This is a genomic window from Veillonella agrestimuris, from assembly GCF_943193065.1.
GTDB lineage: Bacteria > Bacillota > Negativicutes > Veillonellales > Veillonellaceae > Veillonella > Veillonella agrestimuris.
Map to the genome: position 1 here is coordinate 22,001 of NZ_CALPCS010000008.1, position 25,007 is coordinate 47,007.

Genomic DNA, 25,007 nt, shown 5'->3' on the forward strand with positions numbered 1-25,007 from the left:
TTATATTAATTATTTGATATTAACTGTTTGGAGCATTTTCAATGCGAAGCAAGCAGTCACCAGATTCGATAGCACTACCATCGCGAACAAGAATTTCTTCTACAATACCATCCATCGGAGCAGTAATAGTAGTTTCCATTTTCATCGCTTCTGTTACTACCAATGGTTCCCCTTTCGATACAGATTGACCAAGTTTTACCAGCACTTTCACGACGGAACCAGATAAGGTAGCGCCGATTTCTCCTGGAATCATTTCATCTGCTTTACGACGAACAACGCCAGTTGTTTTGGCATGTTTATCATGAACTTTAAGGGAACGAGGTTGACCATTGAACTCAAAGAGGATTGTTCTATTACCGTCTTCGTCTGGTTCAGAGTAACCATTCAATTTAATGATCAATGTTTTACCTTTTTCAATAGTAACTTGGATTTCTTCATTCCGATTCATGCCGAAAAAGAATGTTGGTGTATCCAGTACAGATACATCTCCAAAGTCTTTTGTGAACTTAATGTAATCTTGGAATACTTTTGGATATAAGCAGTACGCAATTACATCTTCGTCTGTACCTGTTGCGCCCATAGCGATAACATCATTACGAACAGCTTCAAAATCAACAGGCTCTAAAGCTTCCCCTGGGCGACCTACGATTGGGCTAGCCCCTTTCAAGATAATCTTTTGCAATTTTTCAGGGAATCCTTGGTATGGAGTACCAAGTCGGCCTTCAAAGAATTCCACTACAGATTGAGGGAAGTCGAGAGTATCGCCCTTGTCGTAAATATCTTGTTCCGTTAAGTTATTTTGCACCATGTACAATGTCATATCCCCTACAACTTTAGAAGATGGCGTTACTTTAATAATATCACCGAACATCATATTCACTTCGTGGTATACTTTTTTGATTTCGCCCCAACGCTCGCCTAGACCTACCATCTTAGCTTGTTGTTGTAAATTAGTATATTGGCCACCTGGCATTTCGTGTTGATATACTTCTGTATTCGGATATTTTTCCCCCTTATCAACACCTTCGTAGTAAGGACGAATACTGCCAAAATAATGAGACATCTCTTCCATGTAATCAATGTTCAACGTTGGTTGCCGATCGTGACCAGACAATGCATAGTACATGGAGTTCATACTTGGTTGGCTAGTACCGTTAGCAAAAGCAGAGTATGCTAAGTCGATAATATCAACGCCAGCATCAACAGCGCGACCATAGGAGTAAATAGAGTTGCCAGAACCTTCATGCGTATGCAAGTGAATTGGCACAGTAACAGCGTCTTTCAAAGCAGATACAAGATTGTACGCCGCTTGCGGTTTCAACAAACCTGCCATATCTTTAATACAAATGAAGTTAGCCCCTGCCTTTTCCAATTCTTTGGCCATATTGACGTAGTATCCAAGATTGTATTTAGGACGTGCATCATCGAGAATATCACCAGTGTAGCACAACGCAACTTCAGCGATTTTATTTTCATTGCGTACTTCGTCGATAGCTACTTTCATGTTGTCTAAACTATTCAAACTATCGAATACGCGGAATACATCGATACCATTTTTACTAGCCAATTGAATAAATTTGCGTACAACGTTATCAGGATATGATGTGTAACCTACTGCATTGGCACCGCGCAATAACATTTGCAACAATGTGTTTGGCACTTCTTGACGGAACATGCGCAGCCGCTCCCACGGATCTTCATTTAAGAAGCGGTAGGATACGTCAAATGTAGCACCACCCCAACATTCTAATGAGAATAAATTAGGAACACCTTTAGCGGCGTGCCCAGCTACGCGAGCCATATCAATAGTACGAACGCGAGTAGCAAATAAGGATTGATGCGCATCACGCCATGTCGTATCGGTAAAAAATACTTTCTTTTGGTCAGACACCCATTTACTAAATCCTTCAGGACCTAATTCATCAAATTTTTGTTTTGTCCCTACCATCGGCTCTACATCGAGAGTCTTAGGCATTTGAATAGGTTCGAAATTCGGCACCTCTTGATGACCTGCCCCGGCATAGCCATTAATCGTTGTATCCGCAATATAACGAAGCAATCTCGTACCACGATCTCGTTCCTGTTTGATTTCAAACAATTCTGGATGATCTTCAATAAAATTAACTGTATAGCTACCACGTTGAAATTCTGGATGTTCCAACACATTAATTAAAAAATGAATATTCGTTTTCACGCCACGAATACGGAATTCTTTTAAAGCCCGAATCATTTTGCGAATTGTATCTTCGTTATTAGCGCTATATGTAGTAGCTTTCACAAGTAAAGAATCATAATATGGCGTAACGATAGCACCTGTAAAGGCATTACCAGAATCTAGGCGAATACCAAACCCACCAGAACTTCTATAAGCTAAAATTTTACCCGTATCAGGCATAAAATTATTTTTTGGATCTTCCGTAGTAATACGACATTGAATAGCAGTCCCCTTACAAGGAATATCTGCTTGATTAGGAATGCCTACTTCTGGACTGTGCAAATCATATCCTTCAGCGATACGAATTTGTGTATGCACGATGTCAATATCTGTAATCATTTCTGTTACAGTATGCTCTACTTGGATACGAGGGTTAACTTCAATAAAATAGAAACTTCCATCAGCTGTTACTAAGAATTCTACTGTACCCGCATTCAGATATCCTACATTTTTCATAAGTTTAACAGCTGCATCGCAAATAGCTTGGCGCGTTTCTAGGGGCAACGCAAACGCAGGTGCCATTTCCACAACTTTTTGGTGACGTCGTTGTACAGAACAATCACGTTCATATAAATGGATTACATTGCCATGTTCATCACCGAGGATTTGAACCTCAATATGTTTTGGTTCAACGATGAGTTTTTCTACGTATACATCATCATCTCCAAATGCTGCTTTTGCCTCAGATTTTGCACGGTCATAAGCGTCACGAAGGTCTTCCATTTTGTAAACTTCACGCATACCGCGACCGCCTCCACCATTAACGGCTTTAATCATTAATGGGAAACCGTATGTGTTAGCAAATTCTTCTAATTGAGCATAATCTCTAAGAGCCCCATCGGAACCAGGAATCATAGGAATATCTGCCAATTTAGCTTGTTCACGAGCATTAACTTTGTCCCCGAACATATGTAAGTGTTCAATGCGAGGACCGATGAAAATAATACCTTCTTCAGCACAACGGCGAGCAAACTCTTCATTTTCAGACAAAAAACCATACCCAGGATGGATGGCATCGATATCGTGTTCTTTAGCAATACGAATAATGTCTTCAATATCTAAATAGGCATCAACAGGCTTTTTACCTTCCCCTACTAAATAAGCTTCATCTGCTTGATTACGGTGTAAGGATAAAGTGTCTTCTTTCGAATAAATAGCAACTGTTTTAATACCCATTTCATTACATGCGCGGAATACACGAATAGCGATTTCGCCACGATTAGCTACTAAAACGGATTTAATTTGTTTCATGGTGCCTCCTATAGAGTACTATATTGTATAACTTCTTATACCGTATTGTATTTCATTATTCCTTTCTATGATGAGTATCTATCTAAAAGAATCCCCTTATCATACATTTAATTAAAAATTTTAATTTCACATTAAAATTTTTAATTAATAGAAACAATGAAAATATACTTATATTATACAGAGATTTTCTATGTATTAAAAGAAATTTTTCTAGCTTTCACCTAAAAAATATTTCATCAGTTGATTCAATTGTCCTTGGTCATGAGCCCCCATCGTTTCAACCGCAGAATGCATTGCTAATAAAGGTAATCCAATATCCATAGTCCGCATAGGAAGCATAGCAGACGAAATCGATCCCACCGTAGATCCACCAGGACTATCGGAACGATTTACGAAGATTTGATAAGTTGCGCCAGCTTCTTCACAAAGCCCTTTTACAATGGCAAAGGCTTTTGCATCCCCTGCATAAGATTGGCTAGCTGCTAATTTTAGCGTAACACCTCCATTTAAGGTAGGCAGATTTGTAATATCGTATTTCTCTACATAATTAGGATGTAGTCCGTGCGCTACATCGGCAGAAATCATAAAGCCTTTTGCTACGTCTACAGCTAAGTCTTCTTCTGACAATCCTAAACTGCGGTATACACGGTCTAATAAATTTGGCAATAACATACCCGCTCCGCCTTGTTTTGTGCGACTACCTACTTCTTCATTATCAAAAAGAATAGCACAGCGAATGCCTTCGGCATCTTTTATTTTCGCTTCTACAATCCCTTCCAGAACACCAAAACAAGATGTTAAATTATCAAGTCGTGGGCTTACTATAAAATCAGCTTGAGCACCTACTTCAACACCCTCTACAACTGGATATAAGCCAATTTCAAAAGACAAAATTTCGGATGCCTCACAATTGACTTCCGACGCTAATAAAGCAATCCATTCATCATAGTCTGACTGTTCCTCTTTTTCTAACTGTTCCCTCGTATGATTAACAGATTTACTATTTTTGCCATCCATCATCAACAAGGGAAGCATTTCTTTTTGTTTATTTAAAGGAACTCCTTCATTGACAGAACGATTCATATGAATAGCCAAATTAGGAATAATCGCTATTGGTCGTTTCGTATCCACTAACACAGACTCTACATCATAAGGCGTATCTCCTTTTAATACAACTGTACCAGCTGCTGCCAATGGTCGATCAAGCCATGTATTTTGAATGAGCCCTCCATACATCTCTACATTGAGTTTTGTATAGCCTTGCACCCTCGTAATGGGATTTGGCTTAACCCGTATAGAAGGGAAATCAGTATGAGCCGATGCAATGCGAAGAGAATGGCGATAATCGTGTCCAATATGGAAAGCAAACAATGTTGTACCATACACATTGACTACATAATCGCCTGCTTTCAAATTCCACGGTTCTTCCATAGACAGTTCTGTAAAGCCTTGATCCACTAATAATTGTAAGCTCGTATCTACCGTATGATACGGTGATGTACAAGATTGTATATATCGTAATAAACGAGAGTTATCTAAATTCATAAATTCCTCCTAATCCATAAACAGACATATGTCATACTGTTAAGAGACATAATCTATGGTTTCAATAAGAGATATTTCAATATATTTTTATTTTACCATATACGCTTTCTTCTAGTGCTGCCAATGTATATTCAATTTTAACCAACTCCTAAATAAGAGTAATAAGGGGCAAACAAAAAAGCTGTGCACCTATGTACACAGCTTTTTATTATTCTGGTAAAGATACGTGTTCCAGATTTGTTTTTTCAATAGATTCAATATCACCAGCATCGCAAAGGTTTGCAATGGTTGGGTCAATTGGAAGTCGACTTAACAATAATAATCCATATTTTTCAAGAATTTCTTCAATGTGACTTTCACCAAAGATTTTGTAATCTTTGCCATTATCTGGGCAGTGGAAATAGGAATAGTTTTCTACTACACCGATGATAGGCACTTGCATTAAATCAGCCATTTTCACAGCTTTTTCAACAATCATAGACACCAAATCTTGTGGAGATGTAACGACAATGATGCCATCTAATTTTAAGGATTGATACACAGTAATTGCTACATCACCTGTTCCTGGTGGCATATCTACAAATAAATAGTCAATGTCTTTCCAAATCACATCACTATAAAATTGTTTAACCACATTACCAAGAATAGGACCACGCCATAATACTGGATCCGTATCATTTTCCAACAAAAGGTTTACAGACATAACGTCGATGCCACCTTTAGAAGTAACAGGATACATACCTACTTCGTCAGCGTAAGCCTTTTCTTTAATACCAAACATTTTAGGAATAGATGGACCGGTAATATCTGCATCTAAAATACCTACTTTATAACCTTTACGAGCCATGGTTAAGGCCATCAAACTAGTAACGGAGGATTTACCTACTCCACCTTTACCAGATACAACACCGATAACATGTTTAACGGAACTTAACTCATGTAAAGGAGCTGTTAAGTCTTGAGGTTGTTGTGCTTGTGCTGCACCGCCACAACCTTGAGATTGAGATGGGCATCCGCCGCAATCGCTACTACTACCGCAACCCATAATAAACACCTGCTTTCTTTTGGGACTTGCCCTCTATATAAATGAAATAATTTCTATGTTGTAAATATATTCTGTGAAAGCCTAGCTATCACGTATATCTACGATTCTATTGTAGCAGTTATATCCATTTTTATCAATATACTTACTACCTTTAACATTCGTTACTACCAATAAAGGTTCTTCATAAGCCTTAGAATCGTTTAATCGGGAGAAGCTCTATTTATTCACCGCAAAACTCTTTCGTCAATGCACAAAGGATATCCATACCTGTCTTGATTTCATCAATGGTCGGCACCGTATAACTCAATCGGAAAGAATGACCTTCACCTACTCCATCAGCGGCGAATGCTCCACATTTAATAATGCCTACATTACGCTCCATAGCAGCTTCAAAAAATGCTTCTACATCGACTGATTCTGGTACAGTCATCCACGCAAACATACCACCTGTCGGTTCTGTTAAGTGCACTTTAGAGCTCCCTTTTTCTCTAAATACACTCAACATAGCATCACATTTTTCTTTATATACGGCCCGTACATTGTCTAAATGTGCGTCATAATCAATGGTATCTAATACGTGAGCCACAACCTTTTGTGTCACTAACGGCATTTGACCTGCTGTATTATTTTTTAACGCTTGTATAGCCGTGATGACATCTTCAGGACCTAATAAAAAACCGACCCGCAGACCAGCGGACAAGGTTTTAGAATAAGATCCAGCATAAAGTACTCGGTTTTCATGATCAAAGGATTTAAAGCTAGGTATGCTTTCACCAGAAAAACGAATTTCACCATATGGATCGTCTTCGTAAATAAATAAATCGTATTTAGACGCAATATCATAAATGGCTTTCCGTCGCTCTAAGGACATAGTAATGCCTGTAGGGTTTTGGAAATTAGGAATTAAATAAATATATTTGCCTTTGCCAGACTGCGCCGCTTTTTCCAATGCTTCTGGAATCATACCATCTGCATCTGTTTTAATTCCTACTGCTTTACCGCCCATATTGCGAACAGAGTTGATAGCACTAGTGAAAGTATAATCATCCATATATACTTCATCGCCTGGTTCCAACACAGTGATAGGTACTAATCCTAATAATTGGCCTGCACCGTTAGAAATAATTAAACCTTGCCCATCAAGATTCATATGATGTACCTTTTCTAATCGCTGTAAGGTCAATTCTGCCAGACGGCTATCACCTTGCATAGGACCATATTGCAATAAGCTCATAGGATTGTCGTGAACGACTTTGTCAAAAGCCTCTTCAATGATCTGTACAGGAATCGCTTCTGGTGCAGGATTTCCTATACCAAAGCTAATAAAACCTGGCACGCCTACACCGCGTTCAAAAACTTCACGAATAAAATTGGGACCTTTTAAGGTCACTCGTTCAGGAAGAGAAAAACTCATAATAACACCTTTCTATAACACGATTTTCATACTGTCTTACTCTTTACTTTCATTAGATTTGGCCTGTTGCTTAGCCATATACCGCTGATAAGCTTTCCACAATAGGAAATAGACAATAGCAGCAGCCACTACGATAATACCTAATCGGGATATATTTTCTTGGTAATTCACAATATCTGTACCGATAGCTACTTCCAAAGCTGTGGACGGAAATTTACCAATTAAATTGGCCAAAATATAGTCTCGCGGCTTAATTTTACTTATAGCCCCTAAGGCAGTAATAACACCAGATGGGAAATACGGCAACGATCTAGCGAACAACATGACTATAAATCCATTATTGCCTGAAAAATCATCTACTTTCATGAGCATGGTGCTCTTTGAAATCAGTTTATGCGCTGCATCACGTAGAAAATAGCGCATAATATAAAAGCTAATGACAACCCCAATCGTCTCAGCGAGCCACGAAATAATGATGCCCGGCCACAAACCAAAGACTAGACCATTAGCAGTAGAAATAAAGATGGATGGTAAAAATCCTACAGCATTAACAAAAATATCAAGGACCATACTAACGACCATAGCCATAGGACCAAAACTTTGGATGTAGGTGGAAATTTCTTCCATACTCCCCGACGTAGCTAAGCGCCACATGGTAGGATAAAATGTAGGATCCACTACATGAATGACAATGAGGGCGATAATAAATAAAACACTAGCAATTAACTGTACTAGCCTCTCGCCGGAGAACATATTGTTTTTATTCTTCATAAAGACCTTTCAACATACATGAATTCCATTAATAATCGAGAATATATAATACATTTTGATAGATGTATAAGAAAACTATATTTATTATATCACTAGTCTATAGAATATGTTATGGAAAAGATATATTTTACTCTTTCTTCTCTTTACTATACGTTACCACTTATATACAATAAACTTACAGATTCTATAAAAAGAAAGAAGGTATACTATGATCGAAGTTGGTCAATCTAGTACTGCTACAGTGGTAGTGAATGAAAGTAATATAGCTAAAACAATGAAATCCGGAGCTTTAGAAGTCTTCGCGACTCCTGCTATGTGCGCCCTTATGGAAGAAGCTGCACAGGTAGCCGTGCAACCGCATCTCAACGAAGGCGAAGGGACGGTAGGTATCTCTCTATCCATTTCTCATGAGGCCCCATCTCCAGTAGGCACAACTATTACAGCGACGGCCACTGTCGTAGCTGTAGAAGGACGAAAAATATCCTTTATCGTAGAAGCAAACGATAGTATTGGACTTATCGGTAAAGGCACACACGATCGCTTTGTTATCAATACTAATTCCTTTATGGAAAAAATTGCATCTCGAGCTAACAATCATTAATAATTAACCTTTATCGCTAACAGGCAAGAAAGCTATAAAAAGAGGTTACACTAAATGAGTAATACTACATTTAGTGTAACCTCTTTCTTTGCTATTATTTACTATTCAATTAGCAAATCGTCACTACCCAACCTTCAGGTGCTTCAATTTCACCGTGTTGAATGCCAAGTAATGTATCGTATAATTTTTTTGTGACTGGACCCATATCATCCATGCCAGCTGGTACATTAATAGTGCCATTTGGCGTGTCAATTTGCCCAACTGGAGAGATAACAGCTGCTGTACCACAAAGACCAATTTCAGCAAAATCTTTTAATTCATCAATGTGAACTGGTCGATTTTCTACTTTCATACCAAGATAATGTTCTGCTACATACATCAAGGAACGACGAGTAATAGACGGTAAAATGCTATCTGATTTAGGCGTTACTAATGTACTACCATCTTTTGTGATAAAAATAAAGTTAGCACCACCTGTTTCTTCTACATAAGTACGAGTAGCCGCATCAAGGTACATATTTTCAGCATAACCATTATTGTGTGCATCTTGAATAGCATATAAGCTCATAGCATAGTTAAGGCCTGCTTTAATATGACCTGTACCATGAGGAGCAGCCCGATCAAAATCAGTAACACGAATGGTAAGCGGTTTAACGCCACCTTTAAAATACGGTCCTACTGGTGTTGTAAATACGCGGAACTGGTATTCATCAGCTGGTTTTACACCGATAACAGAATTTGTTCCCATCATGTAAGGACGAATATATAAGCTAGCACCATGACCATAAGGTGGCACGAAGTCTTTATTCGCTTTTACTACTTCTTTAATGGCTTCTACGAAGCGCTCTACTGGTAATGTAGGCATAACAAGACGTTCTGCAGAAGCGTTTAATCGCTCTGCATTGAGGTCTGGACGGAAACATACAATGCGACCATCTTTTGTGTAATAGGCTTTCAACCCTTCAAAAATAGTTTGAGCATATTGGAATACACCAGCACACTCATTTAGTACCACATTAGCGTCAGTGATTAAGCCACCTTCATCCCATTTGCCATCTTTATAGTTTGTTACGTAACGGTACTCGGTTTCCATATAACCGAAACCGAGATTACTCCAATCGATTTGTTTGCTCATAGTACTGACCTCCATACTTTCCATATAGATAATCTTAACACTATGGATAGGTAATTTCAACACATTCTATAGAAAGATTATCCTCGCGATTTGCACTGTTTTCATGCAATCTAAAATACAAATACATATGATTCATATAACGCTTTCATTATGAGTCGTTTATGATGCTTTACCAATATGGCGTACTAATTGCATCTTCCTATTAAAAAATCCTCTATATCCTAAATACGTAGAAATAAAAGAAGCTAAGGATGTTGTGGATATAGACATAAAAGTAACCATAATTTGGTATTTTACGGCTTCAATAGGATCCATACCAGCTAAGATAAGACCGGTCATCATGCCTGGTAAGGATACGATACCTAATGTTTTAGCAGAATCTAAGTTAGGCTGCATCCCTGTTTTTACGACGTCTCTTAAGATGGATAAAGAAGATTGTTGAATCGTCGCGCCTAAGGCCAATTTGATTTCTACTTCTTCTCGGCGATTTTCAAAATTAGCTAATAGTTGACGGTAACAAAGACCGATAGCCACCATCGCTCCACTGATGACCATGCCCCCAATAGGAATCATTTGATATGGAGTGAAACTCAATATACCAGAAGCTACTAAAATAGTTAAGGTCACGGTAGCTCCTACACCGATGGCTACACAAGAAATAGGGAATGCATTAGGAATACCGTTTCCTCTCTTCGCTGCATTATAAGAGGCATTAAAAAGCATGACTAACAATATGATAACAGTAAAAATAGGGCTTTCATAACTAAATAAATAGTTCAATACATAGCCCATTATAATGAGCTGTACCGTCGCTCGAAGGGAACTGATGATAATATCCTTTTCTACCTTTAACTGTTGATGATAGGATACATATAAACTAATAAGCACTAAGGAAGATGCTAATATTAATGACGTAAATGATATAGCATGAAATTGACTGCCCATTATAACACCTCCTCATTAACAATGCGTCCTGCTTCGATGGTGATACGACGATTTACATAGCGACGACTTTGTTCTTCGTTGTGAGTAATAGCTAAAATCGTCTTATCCTGTTCTTTGTGCATATGTTGCAATACAGATTCTACAATTAATGTATTGTTTGCATCTAACGCCGATGTTACTTCATCGAGCAGTATAACATCAGGGTCGTTAATTAATGACCGAATCAAGCAAAGACGTTGTTTCTCCCCACCAGATAAATCGACATTCAATTTATCTATGTAGGAATGAGGCATTTGAAACAAATCGAGCAATTCATGAACTCGATCCCAGTCAACTCGTTTACCATGAATCTGAAAGGGAAATTCTACATTATCTCGCACAGTACGGCCAAATAAGTAAGGTTGTTGAAAGCAATAGCTCACCTTTCTTCGATATAAACTTGGCTTATAATCATCAATAGATTGAGCACCTACAAAAATATCCCCTGATGTAGGACTAATAAGACCACTGAGAAGTTTTAGAAACGTACTTTTACCACTTCCCGAATGACCTACAATAGAAACGCATTCTCCTTGTTCTATATCTAAATTAATCCCCTTTAATACTTCATTAGAACCATCGGTAAATACGACGTCCTTACAAGATATGTATAACATAGTTTACCTCTCTATATACTATACAACTACGACTACACTTGTAGACCTATTGACTTATGTGTGCTTACCCTCTAAGTTCAGCAAATACTCTTTTCTATCCATTCCTCCAGCATAACCAGTGAGTTCACCATTCTTACCGACTACACGGTGACAAGGAATAATAATGCTAATCGGATTATGTCCTACTGCTCCTCCTACTGCTTGGGATGACATACGTTTTTTTCCTTCACGATGAGCAATTTGTTCGGCAATAGCACCATACGTAGTGGTTTCACCATAAGGAATAGCTTGCAATATAGACCACACCTGTTTTCTGAAAACAGTTCCTTCTAAATCCATCGGTGGATATATAAGCGGTTGTACACCGTTAAAATATTGATCAAGCCACATCACCGTCACTTCAAAAGGACCGGTTAATTTTTCTATATGTGTACTGTCACTATAGGAAGGTGCGTACGTTTCATCAACAAAAAACAAATCTGTTAAATACGTTAAGGTTCCTAACATAACCATAGTCCCTAATGGCGATTCATAGGTATACTGGTAATTCATTGCCATTCCTCCATTCATATTACGTATTATACAATATCTATGTCCCCATATATAGCCTACTATAATAGACATACAGAAAAGGTCACTACTAATATATCTCTTAGTAGTAACCTTTTCTAATATCCCTTACTGTCTCACAAACGATTGTCCACCTTGGTTGACTAACAAATCGCCTTCCAAGATTTCTGTACGACTATTTTGTACATAACTTTTAATTTGTCCCATAGCAAATCGGTACCCTGGACTAGTTACATGTTTTTTATATGCCGCCTCATCACTATAGATTTGAAACACATACCAATGATTCCGATTATTCGTATCTCGCAAAATATAACCAGCTTTATAGCCTTCATCATCGCGGATAGCACGGCTAATATCAAGTTCATATTGTTTCTTTACATCATCTACCATATCTTTCATTACTGTAAAGTCTGTTAAAGTTACGACAGCCGCCCCATCGTTAATAATTTCTAAAGGACTCGCTTTCTCCATCAAGATGATTGGTTGTACATCGTATATTTTACGATTCGTCAATTTAGAACCTACTTCACTGAGGTATTTCTTGAAGTGTTCCGATTTTCGATGTGTATCTAATGCTTCCGTATCTTTGTAGACTTCTAACACATAAGCAGTACTCGTATCACCTTTCACATGGGCTGCATTCATAGACAATGTATTTGGTTCTTGTGCCATAGAAGAAGTAAAATTTTCTACGCCTACAGAGTTGAATGGTCCTTGTAATTCTTCTGGTACTTGGAATCGATATAAGCCAACTACAGGTGCATTGTCTATTTCTGGTTCTTTATTAAATAAACCAGCCGCCGACACAGAAGTTACACCTAATACGCCTATGACTGCTAAGAGAGCAATTCGTTTTAATATTCTTTGTTTCATATGTTACACCTATATATACTCTTTACTATTATTCATCAATCCATAGAGGGTACTTTATTCTATGTACAGTAGTATATCATATTATATCTCTATATACTCTACCGTCGTACCATAGTCTTCAATGATGTGAACCAAGTCTTTCCCTTGTAACCATACTGTAGCATCGTTTTCATTGGGATGAATGCCAATTCGATTTGTCTTATAATCCACATCAATATAATAATGCACTCTATAATCCTCATCATGAAGTAAACAAAATGGTGATACATGACCTGGTTTAATCTTCAATATGTGCCATAACTCTTCTTCTGAAGCAAAGGATATTTTCTTCAAATTGTGGTCTTTTCGAAATTGCTTTAAATCGACGCGCTTTGATCCGCGCACAATAATGAGATAATAATGCTCCCGCTTATGATCGCGAATAAACAAATTTTTTGCATCCCACTCTGGATACGGTAATTCTACATTAGGCTTATCATCCATACTGAACAAAGGTGCATGATCTGTCACTTCAAAATCAATGCCCTTAGTTTCTAATAAATAATATACATCGTTTTTACTTAACATCTATACTCCTATCGGATATATCTAACTTCTATCTTATACTACAAAACGGATATATCGAAATATATCCGTTTTTATCATATCTATTTATATACTATTTGTACAGTATGTTTAGTTATCCCTTTCTATAACAGCTTTATTAGCTAGTTATACCTTGCGCTCCAATAACAGTACAGTAATCATTTCACGAATTTTCCAATCTAACATATCACGGAAAAAATACTACCGAAATCAAAAACATTTAAATTATCTTATAAATGTATTGGGATTTCATATTACATGTCTTTATCCTTTTATACTATAATGTCAATCATTACCAATACATTACTTACTAAACTATCTATATAAATTAAATCTTATTGAATTGATGCACCAAGTGCTTTTGCTTCAGCTGTCTTTCTTGCACCAAGAATTTCTCCTAAATTAATCCAACCTAAATTTCTTTCATACGTTTCATACCATCTACTTGCCTGACTATAATCAGAGCCACCAGCCGTCATAAGAAGTACACTCTTACGAGAAAATGCACCATATCCAAGATACTTCAAAGCTGCATAAAGCCTATCTGCAACTATTTTTAATGTACCAGTAATAGTCCAAAAGTATACTGGAGAGGCGAATACAACTACATCTGCCATCATAAATTCTGAATAAATTTGTTTCATATCATCATTTTGTACACATAGATTATTATCTTTCGTACCTCTAGTGCATCCATTACAACCAAGACATCCATGAATTATCATATCTTGAAGGTAGAATTCAACAACTTCATTTCCTGCAGCTCTTGCCCCTTCTACAAAAGAATTAATAAGAGCAGATGTATTTCCATTTTTCCTTGCTGATCCATTTAATATCATAATTTTTGCCATATTGAACCTCCATAGTAAATACTATTTAAATCCATACTATAGATTATATAGATTATATAGATTTTACTAATATCACTTTTAAAGTATCATCAAAAATTTATATTTCAACCTTAATTAATTTAGAATCATAAAATAAAGGCAGTAACAGTTATCATTTCACGGGTTTTAAATCAAGTGTATCGTGTGAAAAGATATCACCAAAATCAGATGTGATAAATTGATTCACGTACTTCAAGCGGTATTACACCAGCGGCTAAAGCCTCTTCATATGATTGCGAATGGCGCTTTCATTATAATCTGTAATAGATACAACTAACGTAACAATAGCTCTTTCTTGCGGAGTAATTTGAGTTTGTTTATACACATCACCATAAATATACTTCTTAACAATATCTGCATGTTCTGGATCAGTATCACTTAAAGGAAACGCTCTATTTCCATGTAAAGCTTTATGGTTCTTATTCGCTTCTTCTGCTCGATTATAGCTCGATTATAGCTAGCTAATGTAGATGCATCAGCTATCCCTGAACCAGTCATCATAATACATAAGCCTCCTAAAACAATTAATCTTTTACATATTTGATAACCTTCATAGGACTTACCTGTCTTACATAGAATAACAATGTAAGATAATTGTCTTGCAATACATCAATCTGATAATTGTTTATAGAAATCATCTGACACTTCTTCTAACCATTCATTTGAGATATTTTCACCAGGTATTTCAATAGCAATATGTGAAAACCAGCTATCCTTTTTTGCCCCATGCCAGTGTTTAATACCAGCAGGAATAACAACGACACTACCTTCTTTTAGTGCTTGTGGTTCTTTATCATCAGCTTGATACCAGCCTTCTCCGGCAGTGCAGATTAATATCTGACCGCCTCCCTTATCAGCATGATGAATATGCCAATTATTACGACAACCAGGTTCAAAGGTCACATTAAAAATAGGAAATTCTCCCTTTTGAAAATCAGTTAAAGGATTTAAAAAACTATCTCCTATAAAATATTGAGCAAAGTCCGAGTTATAACTTCCCATTCCAAATACATTGGTCACTTCAAAAGCGTCTTTATTTTGATATTTCATACTTTTCCTCATTTCTATTTTCTTATAATGCGTAGACTCAATGACTAGATTCTCCATAATTCTTACAACGATTATAAATCATGACAATATTCGCTTTTTAATTGCAAGAACAGTATAATAAATATCTAATTACAAATACAATTCCCAAATACTATATTATGGTGAGTATGCCACAGATTTATAAAAATGGTAATTTATTTGAAAAAACTATGTAAAGGAGTGTTTATTATGGAGAGAAAAAAAGACTTAAGAGTGTTAAAAACAAAAACTATCATTCAAAATACCTTTAAAGAAATGATATTAGAAATGAATGCATCTTCCATAAAAGTTAAAGCGCTTACTGAACGAGCTATGATTAATCGAAAAACATTTTATCTACATTACAATTGCCTTGAAAATCTTTATGAAGAAATTCTATCCGACCTTTTTAAAGACTATTCAAATGCCATTAATACATTACCTGATAATCCCCCTTTCACAGAAGTTAATCGTGTGTTTTTTGAGTTTATGGCAAAGCAAAAACCATATATGGAAAAAATTGTTTGTGATCCAAGTTATCGTGAATTTTCTGATAACTTTTTTACATCTATGCTACTCCATAATCGTAAAAGATATAATCCTTATAAATCCTTCACAAAAGAAGAACAAAATATTATAAATACATTTCTATCCATTGGTTCTGTAAATCTTTATCGTAAATGGATTGAAGATAAAAAAAGAATTCCCCTAGAAGATTTAATTAATCTTTCAGGAAAACTCTTTCATAGTGGTATTTCTTCAATTTTATAGTTGTAAATATGTCCTAATCTTTTGAGTATGACTCGTCTCTAAGCACATTAGATATGTAACCAATATATACTTTTACATTACATCAAAGCAGTCATAGCTGTTACAATACCAAAAACGATACCAGGTGCATTAGCTGCTGCTAATGGAAGATCTCGTTCTTTTTTGAATAAACCATAATAAACCCATAAACTGCAGTTAATAGCTGCTACTAGGGGTTGAATGAAATTTCCCTTTTGACCAGCTAAATTATCCATAATCTGTGGAATATAAGATACATACATCATGACAGACATAAATGTAGCAATCCATCCTAATATTTTCATTTGTTTTTCAGTCATAAAATCTTCCTTTCATAATATATCTTACATATAAAAACAAAGAGTGTCCCTGCTTACAGTGGCACTCTTTGTTTTCGTTATTGTAATATAGCATTATTGACTTGTCAACAAATAATGATTCTTTTTATAATTTACTACATTTGTGAGCCATACGTTAAGATAATCCAAAAGCATCATCATATTTCATGATACCATCTATCAATTTTGCTTCATTAGAAAAGCATAATGCCATAAAATAAGCATCCTCAATTTCAAAAGGCGGCTTAATAACATATATGCTAGCTGTAGTATATCCAGCACGCTCATAATAAGAAGGATCTCCCAGTACTACGGAATATGTATACCCTAATATCTTAGCAATCTTATGTCCTTCTTTCATAAGCAAAGTACCAATACCTTGACCTTGATATGCTGGTAGCACAGAAAGTGGCGCTAACGCCAATACTTCAACGTCACCAACAAAAGCCTTTGTAAAAAGAATATGTCCTACAATCGTATCATCCTTTACAGCTACAAGCGATAGTTCAGGAATGAAAGAGTCACTATTCCGCAAATTAACAACTAAATCTTGTTCATTCCCGTCTGCATGCTCTGCCGTTTGGAAAGCGTGTTGTATTAAATGATACACTGATTCATAGTCTTTTGATTCTTCTTGTCTTATTATCATAATTTATTTATTCGCTCCTTGTAAGTAAAGCCACTGCCTCCGCCGTAGGCTGTTTCCAATCGTATTTCGCTTCGCTCTTACTCTTGGACATCCCTGACATGGGCAGTGCTAATTACTTACTGCGTCGCTCCGCTCCTTGTAAGTAAAGCCACTGCCTCAACATGGGCGGTCATGGGGAACATGTCTACGGGTTGGACTTCTTGTAGTTCATAGCCGAGGTTTTGCAAGATGGCTATGTCTCGTGCCATGGTCGCCGGGTTACAAGATACATAAACCATGCGCTGTGGTTCCATAGCGGCAGCAGAGGTGAGTACTTCTTCTTTGCAGCCTGCTCGAATGGGATCAAATACGATAACGTCTGGTCGAACACCTCGTTCATAGAGGTGTGGCATCTCAACGGCTGCATCACCAACGATAAATTCGGTATTATCATATCCATTTCTCTTCGCATTTTCACGAGCATTGATAATGGCTGGCTCGACGATTTCAATACCAATAACATGTTCTGCTTTGTGAGCTAAAAATAATGAAATTGTACCAGTTCCACAATAGGCATCAATCACTGTTTCATTACCTTTCAAGTCAGCATAAGCCAAAGCTTGGTCATAGAGAACTGTCGTTTGCTCTGGATTGACTTGGAAGAAGGAATGAGGAGATAAAGAAAATTCCAAATCTTTAATATGATCAGTAATGGTTCCTTTCCCATAGAGTACTCGGTTAGTAGGTCCTAAAATCACATTGGTTTTCTTAGGATTGCTATTATGAACGATAGTCTCTACTTCAGGGATGGCTTCTTTGATGCGCTGTGCCCAAATTGCTTCTTCTGGCAAATAGTCTGTAGTCGTTACAATAATCACCATCCATCCAGATTGACCAATCCGACCGATAATATGGCGTAATACGCCCGTCCCCAATTGTTCATTATAGGGTTCAATTCCTAATTCATTGGCAATTTCAGAAGCTACTTGAGCAATGCGATTATTTCCTTCATCTTGAATGTAGCAATTCGTCCCCTCCACAATATGATGAGAACCCATGGCGTAAAATCCCATTTTTATATGATTTGGTATGCCTCCAACAGGCATTTGCATCTTATTGCGATAACTCCAAGGATTATCTGGACCTATAGTGGGTTTAACTAAATCAGGATTCAAATGACCAATTCGTTGAATTACATCTTTTATTTTCTGTGTTTTCAACGCCAATTGTCCTTCATAAGTAGTATGTTGTAACTGACAACCTCCACAGATACCATACAATTCGCACCGTGGCTCCGTTCTCTGTGGCGAAGCTTTCACAACAGATTTGAGTATACCTGTAGCATATGTTTTCTTTACTATAGTAATTTCTACTTCTACTTCTTCTTCTGGCAAAGCAAAGGGAACAAATACAGTAAAATCTTCGATTTTTCCAACCCCTTCACCACTACTGCCCATACCGTGGATCGAAATGGTCACTATATCACCGACCTGCACAGGTGCGTTAGCTATGGCTTTCGCTTTTTTTGAAAGCCCATTACCATTTTGATTCTGTGTGCGTTTCTTACTATTTTGTAATCCTTTATCAACTCGTTGTGTAGACTGTCGTTTATTCATGATTAGATGTCTTTCTTGCCCATTTAATAATTCCCGCTATAGCAAGGACAAATATAACGGCACCGATTTTAATAGCTAATTGATACCCATCTATATATGGCAATAGCAATGGATCTTCTACGATCATTTCGCCTCCTACCCAACCCAGGAGAGCGCCACCTGCCCATAGGATAATCGGATATTTGTTAATAATACGGGCGAATAAAGTAGAACAGAATATGATGATTGGCACTGTAATAAGGAGGCCGAAAATAATCAGTTCTAAATGACCTTGTGCAGCACCTACAACGCCAATAACATTGTCTATACTCATCATCGCATCTGCAATAATAATTGTACCTACAGCACCCATTAAAGAATCTTTCGCATCTACATGCGCTTCTTCTTCGCCGCCTTTCATTAATTGAATGGCAATCCATAAAAGAACTAAACCACCAATTAAATGAAGAGCAGGAATGATGGATAACGCTTCTACTAAAATAGTGGCAAATAATAAACGCATCCCGATGGCCCCAGCAGTGCCCCACAAAATAGCTTTCTTTTGTAAATGAGGTGCTAATTTGCCTGCTGCCATACCGATAACAACAGCATTGTCGCCGGCTAATAATATATCAATTAAAATAATCTTTCCTATAGTCAGCCAAGTAGCTACTTCTAAAAACTCCATTGATAAATCCCCTCTATTGAATATATGTTACTAAAACTATTATCTAACTATACCATATTTTGCCTATCATTTCACGATGTCTCCTATTACTAGACTCTCACATCCTATGAAAGATCTATAGAATGGATCATAATCGCTATCATTCACTCTTCCCAATGAACAAAAGCTCTTCCTCATAAGAAGGAAGAGCTTTCAGAGAATGTATTATTTTTTCATTTTATTTACTGCTAACGCAGCCCCTACGACAAGGACAACGGCAGCGATTTTAATAGCTAATGCATAAGGTGCTACGTAATCCGCAATGATTGGATCTACCAAACTCATAGCGGTCCCTACCCAAGCAAGAATACCGCCCCCTACATAGAGGATGATAGGGTAACGATCGATGATTTTTACAAATAATGTACTACCATAAATGATGATTGGCACAGTAATAAGCATACCAATGGCCACTAACATCATATTACCATTAGCAGCGCCTACGACGCCTAGCACATTATCGATACCCATAATACCATCGGCAATGACGATAGTCGTAATAGCCGCACGAAGATTATCTTTAGCTTCGATATTGTGTTCACTATCATCATTGGCAATTAATTTATAGCCAATCCATAATAATAGAATACCTCCTACCAAGCGGAGGGCTGGAATATTATTAATGGCCTCGATAAATAAGAATGCCATAACAAGTCGCAAACCAATGGCCCCGGCAGTGCCCCAAAAAATCGCTTTCTTTTGCAAATGAGGAGGCAAATTACGTGCCGCCATACCGATAACAATTGCATTATCACCGGCTAATAAAATGTCGATGACGATAATTTGAAACATCGCCAACATACCTTGAATGGATAAAATGTCCAATGTAATCCTCCTATAACGAAAATATTCAATATTCTCATTATATCAAGATATCCTATTATTGTGCAATAGATTTCATTACATAGCATCCATTTCTGCACGAATGCGCGTCAAAGCATCAACAGTACGTACACCTGGTGTAATTTCAGATAATTTAACGCGAATAAATCGATTATTCACTACTGCACTAACATTAGCCAAAGCAGGATTCGATTTTAATCGTTCTACTTTCGCATCAAAATCGTCCGTGTTACGGAAGCTATTACCATAGTCACAAATGATAATGTAATCAGGATTTGCATCTACCACAGATTCCCAAGAGGCCTTTGCCCATGTACGATCCACATCAGTATCAGCCATGACATTGTGAATACCAACTAAATCTAATACATTCGTAGTATATCCTTTAAATACGGTAAAAGGTTGCTCATCTTCAGAATCGAAAATAAATACCCGTTTTACCTCTTTTCCTTTTGCTTCATCCATCACAGGTTGTAACTTAGCTTTTTCATCATTCACCCATTGTTGTGCTCGTTCTTCAATGTGAAATATTTTACCAAACATCAACATATCATCAAATAAAGTATCTAGCGTAGCATCCCGCTTGGTCATAGATGCAGGAATAAAAATATTCACATCCTGGCTCACTAATTGAGCTGCTGGTATAGCACGCTTTGTAAAGCTATCAGCCCATCCAGTAGTAAAATCTGGTTTAGCGGCCATAAATGTTTCATAGGATGGCCATTTTTCAGCTAGTACTGGAACTTTGTCATAAGCGTTTTGCAATGGTTCATAAATAGGCTCTTCTTTAAAGGCCGTTCCTACCATGCGATCTTCAAGGCCTAATGCTAACATCATTTCTGCAGTAGCCTGTGACATAGATACAGCCCGCTTTGGTGCCTCTTTCATAGTGAAAGTATAATCTTTACCATCTAGCTCAGCCGTCCACGTTACACCATCAGCACCACTTTGCTTCGTATCTGTGCCACATCCAGCAAGACTAAATAAAGCCAATGTAGAGGCTACCACACCAAATATTTTCATTCTTCTTGAAAGTTGTAACATACTCGTCTCCTTCTGTTAGTACATAATATTTGTGATACAGTATATATAAAAATATATAGAATAAATATATGGAATAAATTGTAATATAAATTAACACATCACAATTTATATCCTTAATAGGTTACAATAAAACCTTGTTCTGTCTGGCCTACTTCCATGGGGACACTAAAAACTTCACTTAATCGTTCCGACGTACAAACTTCTTCTACCGTTCCCGTATAAGCAATTTGGCTATCTTTCATAGCTACTATATAATCGCAATAACGACCAGCCAAAATAAGATCGTGTAACGTAAGGATAACGGTACCATTATATACTTTTAATTGCTCCATTAATCCTAATTTATACTGTATATCTAAGTGATTCGTTGGTTCATCTAAAAAGATATACTCTGTCTCTTGCGCAAAAGCCCTGCCGATGAGTGTCCGTTGCAATTCACCACCCGATAACTGGTGTATGGCACGATGTCCTAAATCATCAATACCTAAACGAGACATAACAGACGCTACTACGGTATCGTCATCATCACTTCGTTCTGTGTGACGATAAGGATAGCGCCCCATACGAACCACTTGGCCTACTGTCAATAGACCTTCTATATCGCCTCCGTGTTGTGCCACAATAGCCATCAACTGTGCCCGCTGTTTTCGGCTAATCGTATCATTATCTATACCATCAATATAAATAGAACCATTGCTTTTCATATCTCCATACACATGGCGAAGCAACGTCGTTTTACCACTTCCATTAGGTCCGATAATACCAATAGTAGTTCCTGTTTGCCACGTATCAGTAATATGGTGCAATAGATTTTTACCCTCTACGGTATATGTTAGATTTCGTATATCTATCATGATGTACCTTCAGTAAATGCTTTACGAATTAAATAAATAAAAATAGGTGCCCCTACAAGGGAAGTAATGACACCAATAGGCATCTCTTCTGGGCGAATCACAACACGGCTTACCATATCTGCCAATTGCAAACCTATGCCGCCTAATAAAAAAGAGTAGGTTAATAACTTCTTATGTAATGGACCAACTAAGATACGGCAAATATGAGGAATGATAAGACCTACAAAGCCAATAACCCCTACATATGAGACGACTACTCCCATCACAAGTGATGCGATAAAGACTAAAGCAAATTGAAATCGTTCAATGGACAATCCCAACTGTGTCGCACTTCTTCGTCCTAATAACATAATGTCTAAATGAGGACTATTCCATAACCCCACCACTAGAGCTAGTAAAGAAACAATCATAATATAAGGAACAGAAACCCACTGTATGCCAGAAAATGTACCTACTAACCAAAACATGGCAGACCGTACTTGTGCTTCATTGGTAGCACTATAAATAATAGCTAATGTAAGAGCCGAGAAAAAAGCACTCACCCCCATACCGATAAGGACTAATCTCACAGGATGAGGATTCCATCCTACCAGCCATAAGACTAAAAACATCGCCACCATACTTCCTATAAAAGCACTTACGATGACATTAGCACTGCCAAATACCCCTAGTAAGCCCCATACGATAGCGGCAGCAGCGCCGACACCAGCACCAGATGAAACACCTAAAATATAAGGCTCTGCCAATGCATTTCTAGTCAACGTTTGCATATATACGCCTACCATAGCTAATGCACTTCCTACAAAAGCAACGCCTATAGACCTTGGCAAACGGATAGACCACAAAATCTGCTCCGACCCAGTAAATTGCCACTGACCTGTTAATACATGTGCTATAAATTCAGAGACTTTCTCTATTGGTATTGATACAGCGCCCACTACAAGAGATAAGGCAATACTAACAATATATAAAATAATTAAAAAGATGATTGTATTCACCGTATATCTCCTGTACTATAGAAGTAAGATTATGTGCAATCAAACGTATCCATCATCATAGTGATGATCTTATATTCTTTCATATAATACTATATTTTGTAGTACCTGCCTATACCATACAGGGTACCCCTATATTGCTATACTTAGATAGTACCTAGCGAATCGTCCTTGTATATGTTACAATAATACGTCTAATTAGGAGGTTCCTATGTATCAAACGTATTCTATATTGCAAAAACTATGGCTTTTCACCAAGCTATTTACGCCTATGTGCATTACACAATTTTCCCTCATTGGAGGAACTTTTATAGCCATATTTCTAACGGGCCAATACAGTACTATCGATTTAGCCGGCGTTGCAACAGGTTATAATTTATGGATGTTATTCTTTATTTTTGCTCAAGGCACATTGCTCGGAATTACACCAATTATTTCTCAGCTCTTAGGAGCTAAGCGACCAGACCATATTCCTGAAATTATTTACCAAGGATTATATATTGGTACCGGTCTCGCAGCAACTATGCTAATCATTGGCATCTTAGGAGTAAGGCCCCTCTTAATCACCCTGGAATTAGATCCTGCCGCTATAGAGATATGTATTAATTATTTGAAAGCCTTCGCCCTCGGTTTATTCCCTCTCTTATGGGTGAATACACTAAGAAATACAGTGGATTCTCACGGATTGACTCATTATTCTATGGCCATTGTAGGGACTAGCTTTTCCATTAATGTTTTGCTAAATTACGTATTAATTTTCGGCCGCTGGGGCTTCCCTGAATTAGGCGGTGTAGGTGCCGGGTTTGGTATTGCTACAGCCTCTTGGGTAAATTGCATCTTATTTAGTACAGTCATTCTATTACACCCTAAATTGAAAGGGTATCGTATATTTAGGAAATGGTTCTCTCCTAGCTGGCATTACATTCGTGAACAATTACAAGTAGGTATTCCTATTGGCTTCTCCATATTCTTTGAAGCCAGCATTTTCAGTATTGCCGGTTTATTAATGGTTCACTTCGGCTCTGCTGTCGTAGCAGCCCACCAATCGGTCATTTCCTTTACCAATGTCTTCTATTGCTTGCCACTTAGCATTTCCATGGCTACCACAATTGCGGTAGGCTATGAATTAGGGGCTAAGCGATTTAACGAAGCCATTCACTACTCTTATATTTCTCGCATCCTAGCCATTGTTATTTCCATTGTAATCTGTAGTTTTACGTTTACTCATATGGAAAGCATTTCTGCCCTCTTTACCAACGACATAGAGGTGTATCATTTGATTTATAGCTTCCTTGGATATGGTGTATTCTTCGCTGCTATCGATGCCATAGGCACTCCATTACAAGGCATGCTAAGGGGCTACAAAGATGTAAGAGCTATCTTCTATATTTCATTGATTTCTTACTGGGGAGTCTGCTTTCCAACAGCCTATATTTTAGCTAAACATTCCGATTATGGTCCATTCGGTGTTTGGATTGGACTTCTTGCTAGCGTTACCGTAGCAGGTATATTATTTACAGCCCGAGCTTGGTATATCCAACACTACAGACCGAAATATAGATAAAAAAACTCCGCATCATGGATGCGGAGTTTTTTGTTTCTATCCTATAGATGGCAATCAAACCTG

25 protein-coding genes are annotated in these 25,007 nt (G+C 37.4%); 3 read left to right on the forward strand and 22 right to left on the reverse strand.

Translation table 11 applies throughout. The features are described 5' to 3' along the window. Positions 1-19: 19 nt before the first annotated feature. The 5 genes from NFR29_RS04890 to NFR29_RS04910 form a co-directional block, all read right to left on the reverse strand. Entirely contained in the window at positions 20-3,466 is a 3,447-nt protein-coding gene (locus NFR29_RS04890) for a pyruvate carboxylase (RefSeq protein WP_251424094.1), read from the reverse strand. Between the two features lie 210 nt (positions 3,467-3,676). Then, entirely contained in the window at positions 3,677-5,011 is a 1,335-nt protein-coding gene (locus NFR29_RS04895) for a M18 family aminopeptidase (protein ID WP_251424096.1), read from the reverse strand. 208 nt (positions 5,012-5,219) lie between these two features. Next, positions 5,220-6,056 carry an Mrp/NBP35 family ATP-binding protein gene (locus tag NFR29_RS04900; protein ID WP_251424098.1) on the reverse strand — a complete coding sequence of 279 codons (837 nt, stop codon included), beginning with the start codon at positions 6,054-6,056 and terminating at the stop codon, positions 5,220-5,222. Positions 6,057-6,276: 220 nt separating this feature from the next. Next, positions 6,277-7,470 (reverse strand): aminotransferase-like domain-containing protein, encoded by a 1,194-nt coding sequence (locus NFR29_RS04905; protein ID WP_251424100.1) that lies wholly within the window; start codon positions 7,468-7,470, stop codon positions 6,277-6,279. Between the two features lie 36 nt (positions 7,471-7,506). After that, positions 7,507-8,241 carry a TVP38/TMEM64 family protein gene (locus NFR29_RS04910; protein WP_251424102.1) on the reverse strand — a complete coding sequence of 245 codons (735 nt, stop codon included), beginning with the start codon at positions 8,239-8,241 and terminating at the stop codon, positions 7,507-7,509. A gap of 208 nt (positions 8,242-8,449) precedes the next feature. Here NFR29_RS04910 and NFR29_RS04915 point away from each other — a divergent pair, with 208 nt between their 5' ends. Next, positions 8,450-8,842: a thioesterase family protein gene (locus NFR29_RS04915; RefSeq protein ID WP_251424104.1), complete on the forward strand. Its 393-nt coding sequence runs from the start codon at positions 8,450-8,452 to the stop codon at positions 8,840-8,842. Between the two features lie 109 nt (positions 8,843-8,951). On the opposite strand, the gene NFR29_RS04920 is transcribed toward NFR29_RS04915, so the two are convergent. From NFR29_RS04920 to NFR29_RS04955, 9 genes are all read right to left on the reverse strand, one after another. Continuing rightward, positions 8,952-9,992 (reverse strand): branched-chain amino acid aminotransferase, encoded by a 1,041-nt coding sequence (locus NFR29_RS04920; RefSeq protein ID WP_277612507.1) that lies wholly within the window; start codon positions 9,990-9,992, stop codon positions 8,952-8,954. Between the two features lie 144 nt (positions 9,993-10,136). Continuing rightward, positions 10,137-10,922 (reverse strand): ABC transporter permease, encoded by a 786-nt coding sequence (locus NFR29_RS04925; protein WP_251424108.1) that lies wholly within the window; start codon positions 10,920-10,922, stop codon positions 10,137-10,139. Next, on the reverse strand, positions 10,922-11,578 hold the full coding sequence (locus NFR29_RS04930) for an ABC transporter ATP-binding protein (RefSeq protein WP_251424110.1): 657 nt from the start codon (positions 11,576-11,578) through the stop codon (positions 10,922-10,924). Before NFR29_RS04930 ends, NFR29_RS04925 begins: the two co-directional genes overlap by 1 nt. Positions 11,579-11,632: 54 nt before the next feature. Continuing rightward, the gene (locus tag NFR29_RS04935; RefSeq protein WP_251424112.1) at positions 11,633-12,130 is read right to left on the reverse strand and encodes a methylated-DNA--[protein]-cysteine S-methyltransferase; all 498 of its coding nucleotides are present in this window, start codon (positions 12,128-12,130) and stop codon (positions 11,633-11,635) included. A gap of 126 nt (positions 12,131-12,256) precedes the next feature. Then, the gene (locus NFR29_RS04940; protein ID WP_251424114.1) at positions 12,257-13,024 is read right to left on the reverse strand and encodes a putative quinol monooxygenase; all 768 of its coding nucleotides are present in this window, start codon (positions 13,022-13,024) and stop codon (positions 12,257-12,259) included. An 81-nt stretch (positions 13,025-13,105) separates the two neighbouring features. After that, positions 13,106-13,591 (reverse strand): prolyl-tRNA synthetase associated domain-containing protein, encoded by a 486-nt coding sequence (locus NFR29_RS04945; RefSeq protein WP_251424116.1) that lies wholly within the window; start codon positions 13,589-13,591, stop codon positions 13,106-13,108. 353 nt (positions 13,592-13,944) lie between these two features. Next, the gene (locus NFR29_RS04950) at positions 13,945-14,460 is read right to left on the reverse strand and encodes a flavodoxin family protein (RefSeq protein ID WP_251424126.1); all 516 of its coding nucleotides are present in this window, start codon (positions 14,458-14,460) and stop codon (positions 13,945-13,947) included. Between the two features lie 417 nt (positions 14,461-14,877). Beyond that, the gene (locus NFR29_RS08290) at positions 14,878-15,000 is read right to left on the reverse strand and encodes a hypothetical protein (protein WP_277612506.1); all 123 of its coding nucleotides are present in this window, start codon (positions 14,998-15,000) and stop codon (positions 14,878-14,880) included. A 108-nt stretch (positions 15,001-15,108) separates the two neighbouring features. Then, positions 15,109-15,549, reverse strand: a complete 441-nt coding sequence (locus NFR29_RS04955; RefSeq protein ID WP_251424128.1) for a cupin domain-containing protein — start codon at positions 15,547-15,549, stop codon at positions 15,109-15,111. A gap of 228 nt (positions 15,550-15,777) precedes the next feature. On the opposite strand from NFR29_RS04955, the gene NFR29_RS04960 reads away from it, so the two are divergent. Further along, positions 15,778-16,338 carry a TetR/AcrR family transcriptional regulator C-terminal domain-containing protein gene (locus NFR29_RS04960; RefSeq protein ID WP_251424129.1) on the forward strand — a complete coding sequence of 187 codons (561 nt, stop codon included), beginning with the start codon at positions 15,778-15,780 and terminating at the stop codon, positions 16,336-16,338. A 77-nt stretch (positions 16,339-16,415) separates the two neighbouring features. Here NFR29_RS04960 and NFR29_RS04965 read toward each other — a convergent pair whose 3' ends face one another. From NFR29_RS04965 to NFR29_RS05000, 8 genes are all read right to left on the reverse strand, one after another. Then, the gene (locus NFR29_RS04965; protein ID WP_251424131.1) at positions 16,416-16,676 is read right to left on the reverse strand and encodes an SWEET family sugar transporter; all 261 of its coding nucleotides are present in this window, start codon (positions 16,674-16,676) and stop codon (positions 16,416-16,418) included. A gap of 154 nt (positions 16,677-16,830) precedes the next feature. Beyond that, complete coding sequence (locus NFR29_RS04970) at positions 16,831-17,343, reverse strand: GNAT family N-acetyltransferase (RefSeq protein WP_251424133.1); 513 nt, start codon at positions 17,341-17,343, stop codon at positions 16,831-16,833. A 116-nt stretch (positions 17,344-17,459) separates the two neighbouring features. After that, entirely contained in the window at positions 17,460-18,938 is a 1,479-nt protein-coding gene (gene rlmD / locus NFR29_RS04975) for a 23S rRNA (uracil(1939)-C(5))-methyltransferase RlmD (protein ID WP_251424135.1), read from the reverse strand. Then, a complete protein-coding gene (locus NFR29_RS04980; RefSeq protein WP_251424137.1) occupies positions 18,931-19,605 on the reverse strand; it encodes a TerC family protein in 675 nt (224 codons plus the stop codon). The genes rlmD and NFR29_RS04980 overlap by 8 nt, the downstream gene beginning before the upstream one ends. 204 nt (positions 19,606-19,809) lie before the next feature. Beyond that, positions 19,810-20,469 (reverse strand): TerC family protein, encoded by a 660-nt coding sequence (locus NFR29_RS04985; protein WP_251424139.1) that lies wholly within the window; start codon positions 20,467-20,469, stop codon positions 19,810-19,812. Positions 20,470-20,544: 75 nt separating this feature from the next. Next, a complete protein-coding gene (locus tag NFR29_RS04990) occupies positions 20,545-21,531 on the reverse strand; it encodes an ABC transporter substrate-binding protein (protein WP_251424141.1) in 987 nt (328 codons plus the stop codon). A gap of 113 nt (positions 21,532-21,644) precedes the next feature. Then, positions 21,645-22,385 (reverse strand): ABC transporter ATP-binding protein, encoded by a 741-nt coding sequence (locus NFR29_RS04995; protein WP_251424143.1) that lies wholly within the window; start codon positions 22,383-22,385, stop codon positions 21,645-21,647. Next, positions 22,382-23,383: a FecCD family ABC transporter permease gene (locus NFR29_RS05000; RefSeq protein WP_251424145.1), complete on the reverse strand. Its 1,002-nt coding sequence runs from the start codon at positions 23,381-23,383 to the stop codon at positions 22,382-22,384. The genes NFR29_RS04995 and NFR29_RS05000 overlap by 4 nt, the downstream gene beginning before the upstream one ends. A gap of 208 nt (positions 23,384-23,591) precedes the next feature. On the opposite strand from NFR29_RS05000, the gene NFR29_RS05005 reads away from it, so the two are divergent. Continuing rightward, positions 23,592-24,944 (forward strand): MATE family efflux transporter, encoded by a 1,353-nt coding sequence (locus tag NFR29_RS05005; RefSeq protein ID WP_251424147.1) that lies wholly within the window; start codon positions 23,592-23,594, stop codon positions 24,942-24,944. Positions 24,945-25,007: the final 63 nt, after the last annotated feature.

What these genes read in the sequence shown, in the direction of transcription:
- NFR29_RS04900 (WP_251424098.1), bottom strand. Translation starts at nt 6,056, where the DNA reads ATGGGTTGCGGTAGTAGTAGCGATTGCGGCGGATGCCCATCTCAATCT.
- NFR29_RS04895 (WP_251424096.1), bottom strand. Translation starts at nt 5,011, where the DNA reads ATGAATTTAGATAACTCTCGTTTATTACGATATATACAATCTTGTACA.
- NFR29_RS04920 (WP_277612507.1), bottom strand. Translation starts at nt 9,992, where the DNA reads ATGGAGGTCAGTACTATGAGCAAACAAATCGATTGGAGTAATCTCGGT.
- NFR29_RS04980 (WP_251424137.1), bottom strand. Translation starts at nt 19,605, where the DNA reads ATGGAGTTTTTAGAAGTAGCTACTTGGCTGACTATAGGAAAGATTATT.
- NFR29_RS04910 (WP_251424102.1), bottom strand. Translation starts at nt 8,241, where the DNA reads ATGAAGAATAAAAACAATATGTTCTCCGGCGAGAGGCTAGTACAGTTA.
- NFR29_RS04915 (WP_251424104.1), top strand. Translation starts at nt 8,450, where the DNA reads ATGATCGAAGTTGGTCAATCTAGTACTGCTACAGTGGTAGTGAATGAA.
- NFR29_RS04950 (WP_251424126.1), bottom strand. Translation starts at nt 14,460, where the DNA reads ATGGCAAAAATTATGATATTAAATGGATCAGCAAGGAAAAATGGAAAT.
- NFR29_RS04935 (WP_251424112.1), bottom strand. Translation starts at nt 12,130, where the DNA reads ATGAATTACCAGTATACCTATGAATCGCCATTAGGGACTATGGTTATG.
- NFR29_RS04905 (WP_251424100.1), bottom strand. Translation starts at nt 7,470, where the DNA reads ATGAGTTTTTCTCTTCCTGAACGAGTGACCTTAAAAGGTCCCAATTTT.
- rlmD (WP_251424135.1), bottom strand. Translation starts at nt 18,938, where the DNA reads ATGAATAAACGACAGTCTACACAACGAGTTGATAAAGGATTACAAAAT.
- NFR29_RS04990 (WP_251424141.1), bottom strand. Translation starts at nt 21,531, where the DNA reads ATGTTACAACTTTCAAGAAGAATGAAAATATTTGGTGTGGTAGCCTCT.
- NFR29_RS08290 (WP_277612506.1), bottom strand. Translation starts at nt 15,000, where the DNA reads ATGATGACTGGTTCAGGGATAGCTGATGCATCTACATTAGCTAGCTAT.
- NFR29_RS04940 (WP_251424114.1), bottom strand. Translation starts at nt 13,024, where the DNA reads ATGAAACAAAGAATATTAAAACGAATTGCTCTCTTAGCAGTCATAGGC.
- NFR29_RS04995 (WP_251424143.1), bottom strand. Translation starts at nt 22,385, where the DNA reads ATGATAGATATACGAAATCTAACATATACCGTAGAGGGTAAAAATCTA.
- NFR29_RS05005 (WP_251424147.1), top strand. Translation starts at nt 23,592, where the DNA reads ATGTATCAAACGTATTCTATATTGCAAAAACTATGGCTTTTCACCAAG.
- NFR29_RS04945 (WP_251424116.1), bottom strand. Translation starts at nt 13,591, where the DNA reads ATGTTAAGTAAAAACGATGTATATTATTTATTAGAAACTAAGGGCATT.
- NFR29_RS04890 (WP_251424094.1), bottom strand. Translation starts at nt 3,466, where the DNA reads ATGAAACAAATTAAATCCGTTTTAGTAGCTAATCGTGGCGAAATCGCT.
- NFR29_RS04955 (WP_251424128.1), bottom strand. Translation starts at nt 15,549, where the DNA reads ATGAAATATCAAAATAAAGACGCTTTTGAAGTGACCAATGTATTTGGA.
- NFR29_RS04925 (WP_251424108.1), bottom strand. Translation starts at nt 10,922, where the DNA reads ATGGGCAGTCAATTTCATGCTATATCATTTACGTCATTAATATTAGCA.
- NFR29_RS04960 (WP_251424129.1), top strand. Translation starts at nt 15,778, where the DNA reads ATGGAGAGAAAAAAAGACTTAAGAGTGTTAAAAACAAAAACTATCATT.
- NFR29_RS04970 (WP_251424133.1), bottom strand. Translation starts at nt 17,343, where the DNA reads ATGATAATAAGACAAGAAGAATCAAAAGACTATGAATCAGTGTATCAT.
- NFR29_RS04930 (WP_251424110.1), bottom strand. Translation starts at nt 11,578, where the DNA reads ATGTTATACATATCTTGTAAGGACGTCGTATTTACCGATGGTTCTAAT.
- NFR29_RS04965 (WP_251424131.1), bottom strand. Translation starts at nt 16,676, where the DNA reads ATGACTGAAAAACAAATGAAAATATTAGGATGGATTGCTACATTTATG.